A 14,387-nucleotide genomic window follows, 5' to 3' on the forward strand; every position below is an offset into this window, starting at 1 on the left:
TCGGCCGCACTGAGGCAGGCATCTGCTGCATTGGGGCCGGTTCCGCTGATGCTCATTGCCAGAAGGCAACTCCGCTCATCGGAACCGACCCTGCCTTGCATCTACCTGCTTCATTGCGACCTCGTACAGCGTGAGGCTTTGCCTCCCGTCCGAAAGAATTCGAGGTTTTGACATGAAAGTTTTGATCATCGGCAGCGGCGGCCGTGAGCACGCCCTGGCCTGGAAAGTCGCCCAGGACCCACGCGTCGAGAAAGTCTATGTTGCCCCGGGCAACGCCGGCACCGCTATCGAGGCCAAGTGCGAGAACGTCGCCATCGACGTCACTGCCCTGGAGCAACTGGCCGACTTCGCCGAGCAGAACGTGCAGATGACCATCGTCGGCCCCGAGGCCCCGCTGGTGGCCGGCGTGGTCGATCTGTTCCGCAGTCGTGGCCTGGACTGCTTCGGCCCGACCAAGGGCGCAGCCCAGCTGGAAGGCTCCAAGGCCTTCACCAAGGACTTCCTGGCCCGTCACAAGATTCCGACCGCCGACTACCAGAACTTCACCGAGATCGAGCCGGCCTTGGCCTACCTCAAGGAAAAGGGCGCGCCGATCGTCATCAAGGCCGACGGCCTGGCTGCGGGCAAGGGCGTGATCGTCGCCATGACCCTCGAGGAAGCCGAAGCCGCCGTGCGTGACATGCTCGCCGGCAATGCCTTTGGCGATGCCGGTTCGCGTGTGGTCATCGAGGAGTTCCTCGACGGCGAGGAAGCCAGCTTCATCGTCATGGTCGATGGCCACAACGTGCTGCCGATGGCCACCAGCCAGGACCACAAGCGCGTCGGCGACAAGGACACTGGCCCGAACACTGGCGGCATGGGCGCCTACTCCCCGGCTCCGGTCGTCACCGCCGATGTGCACCAGCGCGTGATGGACCAAGTAATCTGGCCGACCGTGCGCGGCATGGCCGAGGAAGGCAACGTCTACACCGGCTTCCTCTATGCGGGCCTGATGATCGACAAGGCGGGCAACCCCAAGGTCATCGAGTTCAACTGCCGCTTCGGCGACCCGGAAACCCAGCCGGTCATGCTGCGCCTGGAGTCGAGCCTGGTGCTGCTGGTCGAGGCGGCTTTCGCCAAGGCCCTGGACAAGGTCGAGGCCCAGTGGAACCCGCAGCCGAGCCTGGGCGTGGTACTGGCCGCCGGCGGCTATCCGGGCGACTACGCCAAAGGCGCCGTGATCAACGGCCTGGACGCTGCCGCCAAGCTCAAGGGCAAGGTTTTCCACGCCGGCACCGCGCTCAAGGACGGCAAGGTCGTGACCGCCGGTGGCCGTGTGCTCTGCGCCACTGCCATGGGTGCCACCGTCGAGGCCGCCCAGCAACAGGCTTATCGCCTGGCCGAGCAAATCGACTGGGACGGTAGCTTCTACCGCACCGACATCGGCTACCGTGCGATCGCCCGCGAGCGTGGCGAGCACCAGTAAGCTGCAACGGATCGCCGTGACGCCCCTGGCTCACGGCCTCCGGCTCGTCGACAAGGCCCCGACGGGGCCTTGCCTTCGTCTTGGCGCCCCGCGCATAGTTATCCTGCACAACGGCTAGGAAGGGATCTCGTCTTGCGTCGGCTTCGGATTGCCATTGCCCTGATCGTCAGCCTGCTGACGCTGCTCTGCCTTCCCCCGGCCTCGGCCGAACAAGGTGGAGGCTGGAGCGTTCTGCTCGACGAACAGGCCAACCTGCAACTGAGCGATATCCGCTCGGACCGCTACCGCAACCAGTTCAGTCCTCTGCAACTGTTCGAACTCGATGCCGCCCCCGCCGACCAGGCGCTGTGGCTGCACTACCGGCTCGAGCCAGGTGAGCAGGAGCAATTGCTGCGGGTCTTCGCACCCGACCTTTCACGCCTGGACCTCTACGCGCTGGATGGCGACAAGCTCGTTCGCCAGCTGCACCATGGTCGTCAAGGCGGCAATGCCAGCCCGACGCTGCGCAGCAGCGACCACCTGCTGCCGCTGCCCAACAGCCCGCGCGCGCTGGACATCTACCTGCGACTGGTATCCGAACACCAGTTGCGTCCGGCCATCAGCCTTGAGCCTGCGGCTTGGGCCGCGGCCGACCAGACGCGCCCATTGCTGTTCGGCCTGCTGTTCGGCGGTCTGGTGATGCTGATCCTGCACAACCTGATCCGCTTCCTCTACACCCGCTCGAGCACCACGCTGATCCTGGCCCTTTACCACGGCCTGATGCTGCTCAGCGCCTTGATCCTGCTGAACCTCAGCGGCCCCTGGTGGCAGCTGTGGCACAGCGCTCAGACCCCCGCCGCCTATCTGACCTTGGTCTTGGCCGGGCTGGCCGGGCTGTATTTCACCCAGCATTTCTTCACCCCCTGCAGCTCGATCCGCTGCAACCGGCTGCTGCATGCAGAAATGCTGATCGTCGCGGTCAGCGGCCTGGTGCTGCTGTTCGTGGACACCCTGCCACTGAACCTGATGACCTACGCCCTGCTCGCGCTCGGCAGCGTGACCATGCTGCTGGTCAGTGCCTACCACTGGTACAAGGGCTACGGCCCTGCGCGACTGTTCGCCGTGGCCATGCTGATATTCAACCTGGGCGGTCTGGTGCTGCTGCCGGCCTTGCTGGGCCTGACGCGCACCTCGACCCCATGGCTGCTGTTCATCCTGATGGGGCTGACCGTGGCCAGCGGCTTGCTGCTGAACCTGTCGGTCAGCGAACGGCTGCGCCGCATCAGCGAGGAGCGCTTCCGCGCCAGCCGCGCATTGGCTGCCAGCGATGCCGAGATCAACGCCAAGGCCGAGTTCCTGGCCAAGATCAGCCACGAGATCCGCACCCCCATGAATGGGGTGCTGGGAATGACCGAATTGCTGCTGGGCACGCCGTTGTCGGTCAAGCAGCGCGACTATGTGCAGACCATCCACAGCGCCGGCAACGAACTGCTCACGCTGATCAATGAAATCCTCGACATCTCCAAGCTCGAATCCCGACAGATCGAGCTGGATGATGTGCAGTTCGACCTCAATGCCCTGATCGAGGATTGCCTGAACATTTTCCGGGCCAAGGCCGAACAGCAGAACATCGAGCTGATCAGCTTCACCCAGCCCCAGGTGCCACGAGTCATCAGCGGAGACCCGACCCGACTGCGCCAGGCGCTGTCGAGCCTGCTGGAAAATGCCCTGAAGAACACCGAGCAAGGCGAGATCCTGCTGGTGGTGGCCCTGGACCAGCGCGGCGACCTGCCACGCCTGCGCATCGCCGTGCAGGATAGCGGCGAGTCGATGCCCGCCGCCGAGCGTGAAGCCTTGCTGCAAGCCCAGTTGCACAGCCATCAGTTCCTTTCCAGCAACAAGCTCGGCGGCCATCTGGGGCTGGTCATCGCCAAACAGCTGATCGGCCTGATGCAGGGCGAATTCGGCATCAAGAGCAGCACCAGCATGGGCAACACCCTCTGGCTGACCTTGCCGCTGGACCCCTCGCGCCTGGAGCAGCCTCCGGCCGACCTCGATGGCCCGCTGCGCGACGCTCGCGTGCTGGTGGTGGACGACAACGACACCTGCCGCAAAGTCCTGGTGCAGCAGTGCAGTGCCTGGGGCATGAACGTCAGCGCCGTGCCTTCGGGCAAGGAAGCGCTCGCCCTGCTGCGCACCAAGGCACACCTGCGCGACTACTTCGACGCCGTGCTGCTTGACCAGAACATGCCCGGCATGACCGGCATGCAGCTGGCGGCCAAGATCAAGGAAGATCCGAGCCTGAACCACGACATCCTGGTGGTGATGCTCACCGGCATCAGCAATGCGCCGAGCAAGATCATCGCCCGCAATGCCGGGGTCAAGCGCATCCTGGCCAAGCCTGTGGCCGGCTATACCCTCAAGACCACGCTGGCCGAAGAGCTCGCCCTGCGCGGTCGCGAGCAGCCGCCTGCCCCTACACTGCCCGGCCCACCTCCGCCATTGGACCTGCCCAGCGACTTCCGTGTGCTGGTCGCCGAGGACAACAGCATTTCCACCAAGGTCATCCGCGGCATGCTCGGCAAGCTCAACCTCGAGCCAGATACCGCCAGCAATGGCGAGGAAGCCCTGCGCGCCATGAAAGCGCAGCGTTATGATCTGGTGCTGATGGACTGCGAGATGCCAGTGCTCGATGGCTTCTCAGCCACCGAGCAGCTACGCGCCTGGGAAGCCGCCAACCAACGCGAGCGCACCCCAGTGGTTGCATTGACCGCGCATATCCTCACCGAACACAAGGATCGCGCGCGCCAGGCCGGCATGGATGGGCACATGGCCAAGCCGGTGGAGCTGTCGCAATTGCGCGAGCTGATCCAGTTCTGGGCCAGCAAGCGGGCCGCGGCCTCGGACCGTTTGCAGACTCCGTGAGATCCCTGAAGGAACAACGCTGCTGTGTCGCCTGCGCCGCAGCCATTCACCGCGCCGCCTGCTTCGTGCACGAGAGCCTCGCAAGCCGCGCCGCCATTGCGCCTGATACACTTGCCCACACCCTCACCGCCATGGATTTGCGCCATGCTCCATGAGTTGTTCAGCGTCTACCTGAAAATGCTCGTGCTCTACAGCCCATTCTTCGTGCTGTCCTGCTTCATCAGCCTGACCCGCGGCTACTCCAGCAAGGAGCGCAAGCAGCTTGCCTGGCGTGTGGCCATCGCGGCACTGGTGGCCAGCGTGGTGCTCTACCTGTTCGGACGTGCCATCTTCGGCGTATTCGGCATAACCCCCGACGCCTTCCGTATCGGCGCCGGCAGCGTGCTGTTCATCTCGGCGCTGGGCATGGCCCAGGGCAAGGCAGCGGTCCAGGCTGACAACGTGCAACAGGACGTGACCATCGTTCCGCTGACCATCCCGCTCACCGTCGGCCCCGGCACCATCGGTGCGTTGCTGGTGATGGGCGTTGGCCAACCGCACTGGGACGACAAGCTGCTGGCCATCGTCAGTATCGCGCTGGCGAGCTTCACGGTTGGCTTGGTGCTGTATCTGTCGAACCGCATCGAGCGGATCCTGGGCGACCAAGGCCTGCAGATCGTCAGCCGCCTGATGGGGCTGTTCGTCTGCGCCCTGGCCGCACAGATCATCTTCACTGGGATCAAAGGTTATCTGGTGCCCTGACCGGAATGAGCCCATGGTCTCAAATTTCGAAGGAAAGGATCTGCTGCCGGGCGATCTTCTCCAGGCGCCTTTCCACCAACTCACGAAACTGCTGATCGAACAGGCGCGTGTTGAAACGGACGAGCTCGGCCTGAACCCGGGTTTCCTGCCGGTTGCGAAACAGAAATCCAGTACCCAGCGTATCGGTCTCACAACGCTCGTGGTAAAGCACCAGATCAACATATCCGGGTTTCCCGGGAGCACAGGGTAGTAGTTGGAATACTCCGCGCTCACGAGTGCGCTGCTCAAAATTCAACAGCGGCCAGTCGTTCAAGGCCAAACCGTTCATCGCCAGCTTCACGGCGGTCGAATAACGTTCACCGGCCGTGGCTTCTATACGGCGCAGCGCGGCATTGACTATGCCGGGGCGCTCGAGCTCAGGCCAATGAACCTGCTGCGCCGATACCGCGTCCCAACCATAAAACTGCAGTTGCCTGCGGTAATGGCTGAACCAGTCGGTCACCAGCCCCTCGTCATGGTCGGTACGCGTCACCCGCTCCGCCATCAGCGCTGCCGACAAAACCGCTTGGCGCTGCGCCAAGGTGATGCCTGGCAGGAAAGCGACCAGGCTGCTACCTGCCACTGCAGCTCGATGCTTGTTCACGATGCATATCCTCGTTGGGCCGTACAAGGCATGCTTCCCACGTAGTACCTACAGACGCTACGCGCAAAGCAGGTACCGGGCGTCAGAAATCGTATTGCAGTACATTGTCGAATCGGCGATCACCCAGCCGCTTTTCCACATGCTCGCGCACGCGGGCGTAGTGTTGGGTGTTGAACGTCAGAAACGCGGTACCCGAGTAGTGGTAGGCAGCGTTGTTTTTCCACTCGAACGCGATCGTGTCCAGATCCCGTACCATGCCTTTGGTACTGACTGCGGTTTGCACCATCATCAGCCGCCCGTCATCCGTCTCGAGACAAGCCGTCAAGCCAACAGTGCCCGCCATTTTATCCTTGAAGTTGCGCTTGAAGAGTTCTTGGGCTTCGGTGAACTTTCCCAGCCCATCAAGCGCCGACTCGGCGATCTTGCTAATCGCCTCAGTGACGGGGCCGCCGAAGACAGCCTGGCCCACAACCTTCATCGCCTTGAAGGCGATGGCGCCCAGAACGAGCGATTGCTCGCCGGAGTGTTCACGCTCGTAGGTTCGGCGCACTGTCAGCCAGCCCAGGTCTTCCATGACCTTGAGGTTCTGCTTGTACCACTGCTCGCTCTGGTCTTCGCTGTCATAAAGTTTGGAGGCGACCAGCGATGCGAACTGGTAGGAGCTCATGACATCGATGCGATTCTGCAGGCTCATCCCAGCAGCGAATGTCATCAGCGATTGCTCCACCACAGCGGCGGAGTTTGTATCGGTAATCAGTTTGTCGTTCATCATGCAAATCCTTGAGTCGGAACCCGGCGGATACCGGGTAGGACTCGAAGACTATGCATGTAGGGATGAGTAGTTCAGCAGGTCATGCTTCCAGGAGGTTGGGCTTAAGCGGGTACCAACGCGGGGTATAGACCCATTCGCCGCCGTTTGCGCGTGGGAAGGTACAGGTGGTCGAGGAGCCGATCAGTACCATCGTGCGCATGTCCACCATCGCCGGCACCAGCTCGCCCAGGGTGACCACCCGCAGCGACTGCCCCGGGCGCCCGATGTCACGGCCCAGCACGACGGGCGTACTCGCCTCGCGGTGCTTGCGAACGACGCTCAGCGCCAGCCCCAACTGGTGGGGGCGAGCTTTGGAGATAGGGTTGTAGAAAGCCAGCACCAGATCGGCCTGGGCGGCCAGGTCCAGGCGCTTTTCGATGATCGACCAGGGCTTGAGGTTGTCCGACAGGGACATGACGCAGAAGTCATGCCCCAGCGGCGCACCGGCCTGGGCAGCGGTGGCCAGCGATGCCGAGACGCCGGGCAGGATCTGCAGGTCCACCCGGTGCCAGGCGGGGTCGCTGGATTCGTGCAAGGCTTCGAGCACGGCAGCCGCCATGGCGAACACGCCCGGATCACCCGAGGACACCACGACCACCGAACGCCCTTCGGCTGCCAGCTCGAAGGCGTGTCGGGCACGCTGCATCTCTTCGCGGTTGTCGGTGCAATGCAACACCTGGTCGGCGCGGAACGGGCCGGCCATGCGCACGTATGTTTCATAGCCGAGCACATCCTGTGCCCGCGCCAGCTCTGCCTTGACCGCAGGCACCATCAGGTCGGCCGCGCCGGGGCCGAGGCCGATCACTGCCAGGCGGCCACGGCCGCGACCGACCTGGGCCGGCTCGATCGGCGCTGGTGCCACGGCGATCACCACATCGCCCTGCTCGATCAGGCGCGCCCCTGGCACGGCCTGCTCGACCTGCTCGGACAGGCGCCCAGCCGCTGGCGCGAAACGCAGGGCGACACCCAACACCTGGGCCGCCTCGTGCAAGGCTGGCTCGGCCATGTAGTGCTCATCGGCCAACAGGCAGGCCAACGCGGCCTGGGCGATACCTGCCTCGGCCAACGCCTGAGGCACGCGCTCTGCCAGATCAGGCGCCGCGCCGTCGACCGCCACCAACACCGAGCGGGCATGGATAAGCAGCTCGTCACGGCAGGCCGGACGCGCTTCGCATCCCACACGGATGATGCGCCGGGCCTGGTCGTGCTGCGGCAATTGCGCCTGGTCGAGCCAGGGCGCATCGCCTTCGACCCGCACCGACTCGCCCGCCAACAGGTCGGAGACGAAACGCTTGCCCTGCTCCAGGTCCGCCAGGGCGTAGCCCTCGGGGGGATTGAGCAGGCAAGTGCCGAAGCGCAGCTCGCCGCTGGTAGTGATGGCCGCAGCCACGTCCAGCGCCTGGGCGATCGCCCGGGCCATGACATTGACCCCCGACAGGCCGCCGAGCAGCGGCACCACAGCGCTGCCGTCCTCGGCCACGGCCAATACCGGCGGCTCGGCGCCTTTTTCGGTGAGCAGGCTGGCCAGGGTGCGGATCACGATGCCGGCAGCGCACAGGGCGATGATCGGGGTGTCCTGCTGGTAGAGCTGGCGCAGGGTGTCACCGAAATGTTCATAGTGAGCGTCCACGCCCTCCACCCGACCCGCCAGGCCCAGGATCTTCGCCTGTGGATAACACAGCTGGATGCGCTGCGCCGTCGCCAGGCTGCCGGGGCCAAGGATGACGATTGCGGGTGCCTTGCCGATGTTCATCCCTGCCATTTCTCACCCGGTACGACGATCAAGGAAAAGTACGGCGAGGACTGCGGGTCCACGTCATCGAGCGGCACGATCTTCTGGTTGGCCATGGTCGCGCGCTCGACATACAGCGCACGTTGAGCCAGGCCCAATTCGCCGAGCACTTGGCGCACCTTGGGGAAGTTGCGCCCCAGTTTCATGATCACCGCCGCATCGGCATCGGCCAAGCGACGCTTGAGCTCCTCATGGGGCAGCACGCCGGAAAGCACCGAAAGGCTCTGGTTGCGATACACCAGTGGCGCGCCCAACACCGAGGCGCCACCGAGCATCGAGCATACGCCTGGGATCACCTGGGTCTCGTAGCGCTGGGCCAGGCGGTCGTGCAGGTACATGTAGGAACCGTAGAAGAACGGGTCGCCCTCGCAGATCACCGCCACGTCGCGACCGGCATCCAGATGTTCGGCAACCTGCACGCCGGCTTCGTCATAGAAGTCGCTGATCACCTGCTCATAGGACAGTGGCTCGGGCAGCACCTCGGTGGTCACCGGGTACACCAGTGGCATCAAGGTCTGCTCAGGCTGCAGGTGCGCTTCGATGATGCCAAAGGCATTGCCGCGCTTGCCCTTGGCCACGAAGTAGGCCACCACAGGCGACTCGCGCAGCAGGCGCAGGGCCTTGACCGTGATCAGCTCGGGGTCACCGGGGCCCACGCCCAGGCCGAACAGACGTCCGCGTGGCTGCATCATTCCACCTCCGTGGCCAGGGCGTTGACCGCGGCGGCGGCCATCGCGCTGCCGCCCAGACGGCCCTGCATGATCACGAACGGCACACCACGGCTGTCGGCGGCCAGCATCGCCTTGGACTCCGCCGCGCCCACGAAACCGACCGGGAAACCAAGGATCAGCGCAGGCTTGGGCGCACCGGCATCGAGCATTTCCAGCAGGTAGAACAACGCGGTCGGCGCATTGCCGATCACCACCACGCTGCCTTCCAGATGCGGACGCCACAGTTCCAGCGCCACCGCCGAGCGGGTGTTGCCCAACTTCTTGGCCAAGTCGGGCACGCTGGGGTCGCGCAGGGTGCAGATCACCTGGTTGTTGGCCGGCAGGCGCGCACGGGTCACGCCTTCGGCGACCATGTGCGCGTCGCACAGGATCGGCGCACCGTTGGCCAGCGCCTGTCGACCTGCAGTGCCGGCGCCTTCGGAAAATTGCAACCCATCGATGGCATCGACCATGCCGCAGGCATGGATCACCCGCACGGCGAGTTTCTCCAGGTCGGCGGGGATCCGCTCGAGCCGGGCTTCCTCGCGGATGATCCGGAAGGAATTGCGATAGATCTCCTGACCATCGCGGATGTAGTCAATCATCAAGGTGCTCCGTCGGCAGGTCGAGCATGGCGCCTGCTTCTTCTGGGGAAAGGTCGCGCGCACGCAGCCTGCCGAAGCCTGGCTGGTTCGCGTCGCGCAAATACAGGTCATAACGGCCCGCAGAGCGGGCCAGCAAGGTGGCCGGGGCGACATGAGCCACGGCACAGGAACGCAGGCAGCCGGAAACATGCACACTGCCGGGGCCACCTTTTTGCAGCAAGGAAGCGATGATCAGGGCATCGGCCTTGGTATCGGCCAGGGCCTTGGCACAGCCGGCGGCGCCGGTGCAGGCGGTCAGGCGGGCCAAGGGCTGGCCGGCATCCCAGATCAGCCCAAGACGGTTCAACTCGGCCCGGTCGATCATCGCCAGGTCGACATTGGGCAAAACGAGACTCTGCCAGGGGCTCACGCGCAGACTGCCGTCACCGGCATCACGGGCCAGCCTGGCGAGGCTGCGCAACATGACCGGAGTCAGCCGGCCCAATGGCGGGGCGACACCCCAGGCCATGCCTTGGCGTTGAGGCAGCGGCCCCAGCCAGTCGCCAGTGGCCGGCGCACGCCGCCAACCCAGCACTGCGCCATCGCGCCGAATCTCCAGGCCCAGGCTGTCGACGAAACGTTCAGCGGGGCAGTCCTCGAGCAACTGGCGCATTCGCGACTGCGCTGGCTCGGCCAGGTCCAGGAAGCGCTCCAGCACGGCATGAACCAGCGTTAGCCCGTGCTCGGCCGGCACGGCGCCCAGGACCTGGCCACTGGCCGGACAGCCGGCCAAGCCGAAGGCATACCAGGCGCGGCCGTCGAGCATCATTGCCGAAAGCCACAGGTCGTGAGGGTGTTCGAGCATTGCCAGATGCTCGCCGCCATCGAGCTGCACAGCGAACTTGGCCGACAGTCCATGCAAGCGCGGGGTGGTCTCCAGCAGGTGCAGCAATTGCTCGGACAAGGGGCGCGTGTCGATGAGCATGTCAGGGTCGAGCCCGGCCAGCGGGCTTTGCATCACATTGCGCACATCGTCGCCTGCTGCTTCGCGCGGGCCGAGGCCGGCGGCCAACAGATGCTCGATCAGGCCAGCGTGGTCCGCGCCGATGCCGCGGATTTGCAGATTGCCGCGATTGGTCGCCTCGATCACGCCGCCCGCGAAACGCTCTGCCGCCGTCGCCACAGCCTCGGCCTGGTCGGCCAGCAGCACGCCTCCGGGGAGTTTGATCCGGCAGATGCCACCGTCACGGGCCGCGACGATGCGCCACAACCCCGGGCAAGCCGAGGGGCGGGGTGACACGGCAGGGACGAGAGGCTGATTCAAGGGGGCGTCCGGCAATCTTGAAAATGCGCTTGAGTGTAGAAGGCGCGGTATTATGCCTGCTTTGTCCGGCGGCATGAAAAGCCGACGGTCGAGCATTGACTGCGATTGAGCAGAAATTCCGGACCGCGTCGCCCTCTTCGCGGGTGAGCCCGCTCCCACAGGATCATCCGCCCCCCTTGGGCTGTGCGGCTTCTGTGAGTGCGGGCTCACTCGCGAAGGGCGCCAAGCGGCCCCAAAGATGGCGGAACGAGACACATGACTCCCTGGCTGACAGTAGTGGGCATCGGCGAAGACGGTTTCAGCGGCCTGGGCAAGCAAGCCCGGCGTGCGCTGCTGAGCGCTTCGCGGATCTTCGGCAGTCCGCGCCAATTGGCCCTGTTGCCACGCTGCGTGGTCGGCGAACGCTCGCACTGGCCAAGCCCCTTCTCACTGGCGCCGGTCCTGGCTCTGCGCGGCGAGCCCGTGTGTGTATTGGCCAGCGGCGATCCGATGTTCTATGGCGTGGGCGCAAGCCTTGCCCGCCAGGTGCCGGCCGAAGAGCTGCATGTGCTGTCGATGCCGTCCTCCTGCGCACTGGCTGCTGCGCGCCTGGGTTGGCCGCTGCAGGAGGTGCAGGTGGTGTCGGTCGTCGCCCGCCCCCTGGCCGCGCTCAACGCGCATCTCTACAGCGGCATGCGCCTTTTGGTATTGAGCAATGATGGCCAAAGCCCGGCAGCCGTCGCCCGACAACTGTGCGAACGCGGCTTCGGCCCGAGCCGCCTGCATGTACTGGAGCATCTGGGCGGCGCCGAGGAGCGCCATCTGCGCGGCACCGCCGAGGATTGGCCGCATGCGCGTACAGCCGACCTCAACGTGATCGCCATCGACTGCCAGGCCGCCATCGACACCCCACGACTATCGCCTGTCACCGGTTTGCCCGACAGCGCCTTTCGTCACGACGGCCAACTGACCAAGCGCGATGTGCGCGCCATCACCCTCGCACGCCTCGCGCCACAACCGGGCGAGCTGCTGTGGGATGTCGGTGCCGGCTGTGGCTCGATCGGCATCGAGTGGATGCGCGCCCATCCCAGCTGCCGCACGCTGGCCATCGAGGCCGATGAAGGCCGCCAAGGCCATATCGAATACAACCGCGACGCCCTGGGCGTACCGGGCCTGCAACTGGTCCGTGGCAAAGCGCCCCAGGCCCTGGCCGATCTCGAGCGGCCCGATGCGATCTTCATCGGCGGCGGCGTGACCCGCGAGGGCGTGCTGCCCTTTTGCTGGGAGCGCCTGCGCCCCGGCGGGCGCCTGGTCGCCAACGCCGTGACCCTGCAAAGCGAGCTGGCGCTGGCCAACTTCCGCGAAGCCCATGGCGGCGAACTGACCCGCATCCACGTGGCCCATGCCCAGCCGTTGGGCAATTTCGATACCTGGCGCCAGGCTCTGCCGATCACCCTGCTCGACGTGGTGAAGCCCCTCGATGCGTGAAGAAACCCGCGAAAAAGCCGCGCCCCTGCGCAGCGGCCTCACCACTGGCAGCTGCGCCACCGCCACCAGCCTGGCGGCGGCTCGCCTGCTGCTCACCGGCGAATGCGACGATGCCGTGCGTATCACGCTGCCCAAGGGCAAGCAGGTGACCCTGCGCCTGGCGTTCTGCCGCCGCACCGACAACGGTGCCGAGGCCGGCACGATCAAGGATGCCGGCGACGATCCGGACGTGACCCACGGCGCATTGCTCTACACCCAGGTGCGGCTGCTCGAGCAGCCTGGCGTGCGCTTCGTCGCCGGTCAGGGCGTCGGCACCGTCACCCGTCCCGGCCTGGTGCTGGCGGTGGGCGAGCCTGCCATCAACCCGGTACCACGGCGGATGATCAGCGAGCACCTGCAACAGCTCGCCGACGCCTGCGGCCATGGTGGTGGCTTCGAAGTGACGGTCAACGTGCGCGACGGCGAACAGCTCGCCCTCAAGACCATGAACCCACGCCTGGGCATCCTCGGGGGGTTGTCGATTCTCGGCACCAGCGGCATCGTCCGGCCTTTCTCCTGCTCGGCCTACATCGCCTCGATCCAACAAGGCATCGACGTCGCCCACACCAATGGCTATACCCACATCGCCGCCTGTACCGGCAATGCCAGCGAAGACACCATGCGCCAGGTCTACGGCCTGCCGGAAATCGCCCTGATCGAAATGGGCGACTTTGTCGGCGCGGTGCTCAAGCATTTGCGCAAGGTCCCGGTCGCCCGCCTGACCCTGTGCGGCGGCTTCGGCAAGATCAGCAAGCTGGCCGCCGGGCACATGGACCTGCACAGCCGCAGTTCGAGCATCGACCTGCCGCAATTGGCGGCCTGGGCGGCAGACATCGGCGCCGACGCCACCCTGCAAGCGGCAATCATCGCGGCCAACACCAGTCAGCAGGCCTTGGCCTTGGCCCACGCGGCTGGCGTCCCGCTCGGCGATGCGGTGTGCGCCCACGCCCTGGCCTTCGCGCGCAGCGTGGTGCCCGCGCAGGTGCAAGTCGAGGTGTTCGCCATCGACCGCCAAGGCGGCATCGTCGGCAAGGCGGGTGTGCAATGAGCCCGCGCATCCTGCTGCTCGGCGGCATCACCGAAGCCTTGGCCATCGCCCGCCAGCTGGGGCCCGAGCATATCTATAGCCTGGCCGGCATCGGCCGCGTCCCGCAGGATCTGACGTGCCAGGTGCGCGTCGGCGGTTATGGCGGCGCCGACGGCCTGGCGGTCTATCTGCGCGAGGCGCAGATCAGCCTGTTGATCGACGCGACCCACCCCTACGCCGCGCAAATCAGCCACAACGCAGCCCAGGCCGCACGCTACGCGGGCATCCCCTGCTGGGCTCTGCGCCGCCCGGCCTGGCAGGCGCAGCCTGGCGATGACTGGCGCGAAGTCGCTGACTGGGCCGGACTGATCGAAGCCCTGACCCCCTTCGAACGCCCTCTGTTCACCCTGGGGCGCGAGCCCCTGCAACACCTCGATGAGATCCCCGCGCACCAGTTCTGGACCCTACGCGCCCTCGAAACCTACCCAGGCAACGAGCGCTGCGAAGTGATCGGCGCCCGTGGACCGTTCAACCTGATGGACGAACGCGCCTTGTTCCAACGGCGCCGGATCGATGTGCTGGTGAGCAAGAACAGCGGCAGCACAGCCACCGAGCCCAAGCTGGAAGTGGCCAGGGAACAGGGCATACCGGTACTGGTGCTCAAGCGCCCGGTGTTGCCGGCGGTGGATCGCGTCTTCGATCAGGTGGCTGATCTGATGGCTGCGATCAGGCCTTAGTCCAATGAAAATCGGGTCCCAGCATGGCACGTGAAAGCGCGGCCTGACGTCCTTGCTGGTATCCCCTCTCACACAAATTTAGCGGTGCCCCTTGTCGGGCGGGCTCTGCCGCGCGACACGCAGTACCGTCTCCAGGGGGCTGC

Annotated in this window: 12 protein-coding genes; 6 read left to right on the plus strand and 6 right to left on the minus strand. The window is 65.4% G+C overall.

Going from position 1 to position 14,387, the window contains the following annotated elements; genetic code table 11:
* Positions 1-172: 172 nt before the first annotated feature.
* From purD to BLS27_RS03215, 3 genes are all read left to right on the plus strand, one after another.
* Positions 173-1,465, plus strand: coding sequence for a phosphoribosylamine--glycine ligase (gene purD / locus BLS27_RS03205; RefSeq protein ID WP_090343139.1), 1,293 nt, complete (start codon positions 173-175; stop codon positions 1,463-1,465).
* Between the two features lie 132 nt (positions 1,466-1,597).
* Positions 1,598-4,369 carry a hybrid sensor histidine kinase/response regulator gene (locus tag BLS27_RS03210; protein WP_043207916.1) on the plus strand — a complete coding sequence of 924 codons (2,772 nt, stop codon included), beginning with the start codon at positions 1,598-1,600 and terminating at the stop codon, positions 4,367-4,369.
* A 144-nt stretch (positions 4,370-4,513) separates the two neighbouring features.
* Entirely contained in the window at positions 4,514-5,110 is a 597-nt protein-coding gene (locus tag BLS27_RS03215) for a MarC family protein (RefSeq protein WP_043207917.1), read from the plus strand.
* Between the two features lie 19 nt (positions 5,111-5,129).
* Here BLS27_RS03215 and BLS27_RS03220 read toward each other — a convergent pair whose 3' ends face one another.
* The 6 genes from BLS27_RS03220 to cobG form a co-directional block, all read right to left on the minus strand.
* Positions 5,130-5,753, minus strand: a complete 624-nt coding sequence (locus BLS27_RS03220; RefSeq protein ID WP_090343140.1) for a hypothetical protein — start codon at positions 5,751-5,753, stop codon at positions 5,130-5,132.
* A gap of 82 nt (positions 5,754-5,835) precedes the next feature.
* Complete coding sequence (locus BLS27_RS03225; RefSeq protein WP_052352398.1) at positions 5,836-6,522, minus strand: hypothetical protein; 687 nt, start codon at positions 6,520-6,522, stop codon at positions 5,836-5,838.
* An 82-nt stretch (positions 6,523-6,604) separates the two neighbouring features.
* Positions 6,605-8,326 (minus strand): precorrin-3B C(17)-methyltransferase, encoded by a 1,722-nt coding sequence (gene cobJ, locus BLS27_RS03230; protein ID WP_043207924.1) that lies wholly within the window; start codon positions 8,324-8,326, stop codon positions 6,605-6,607.
* Complete coding sequence (locus BLS27_RS03235; protein ID WP_043207927.1) at positions 8,314-9,045, minus strand: precorrin-2 C(20)-methyltransferase; 732 nt, start codon at positions 9,043-9,045, stop codon at positions 8,314-8,316. Before BLS27_RS03235 ends, cobJ begins: the two co-directional genes overlap by 13 nt.
* Complete coding sequence (locus tag BLS27_RS03240) at positions 9,045-9,671, minus strand: precorrin-8X methylmutase (RefSeq protein ID WP_043207930.1); 627 nt, start codon at positions 9,669-9,671, stop codon at positions 9,045-9,047. Before BLS27_RS03240 ends, BLS27_RS03235 begins: the two co-directional genes overlap by 1 nt.
* Positions 9,664-10,989: a precorrin-3B synthase gene (gene cobG / locus BLS27_RS03245; protein ID WP_244155203.1), complete on the minus strand. Its 1,326-nt coding sequence runs from the start codon at positions 10,987-10,989 to the stop codon at positions 9,664-9,666. Before cobG ends, BLS27_RS03240 begins: the two co-directional genes overlap by 8 nt.
* A 240-nt stretch (positions 10,990-11,229) precedes the next feature.
* Between cobG and cbiE the strand changes: the two genes are divergently transcribed.
* Genes cbiE through BLS27_RS03260 form a run of 3 tightly spaced genes read left to right on the plus strand, consistent with a single transcriptional unit; the run spans position 11,230 to position 14,244 of the window.
* Complete coding sequence (gene cbiE / locus BLS27_RS03250; protein WP_090343142.1) at positions 11,230-12,441, plus strand: precorrin-6y C5,15-methyltransferase (decarboxylating) subunit CbiE; 1,212 nt, start codon at positions 11,230-11,232, stop codon at positions 12,439-12,441.
* Positions 12,434-13,528: a cobalt-precorrin-5B (C(1))-methyltransferase gene (locus BLS27_RS03255; RefSeq protein WP_090343145.1), complete on the plus strand. Its 1,095-nt coding sequence runs from the start codon at positions 12,434-12,436 to the stop codon at positions 13,526-13,528. Before cbiE ends, BLS27_RS03255 begins: the two co-directional genes overlap by 8 nt.
* Entirely contained in the window at positions 13,525-14,244 is a 720-nt protein-coding gene (locus BLS27_RS03260; protein ID WP_043207938.1) for a cobalt-precorrin-6A reductase, read from the plus strand. Before BLS27_RS03255 ends, BLS27_RS03260 begins: the two co-directional genes overlap by 4 nt.
* Positions 14,245-14,387 lie beyond the last annotated feature (143 nt).

Origin of the sequence: Pseudomonas guariconensis, assembly GCF_900102675.1 — a bacterium.
Classification (GTDB): Bacteria; Pseudomonadota; Gammaproteobacteria; order Pseudomonadales; family Pseudomonadaceae; genus Aquipseudomonas; species Aquipseudomonas guariconensis.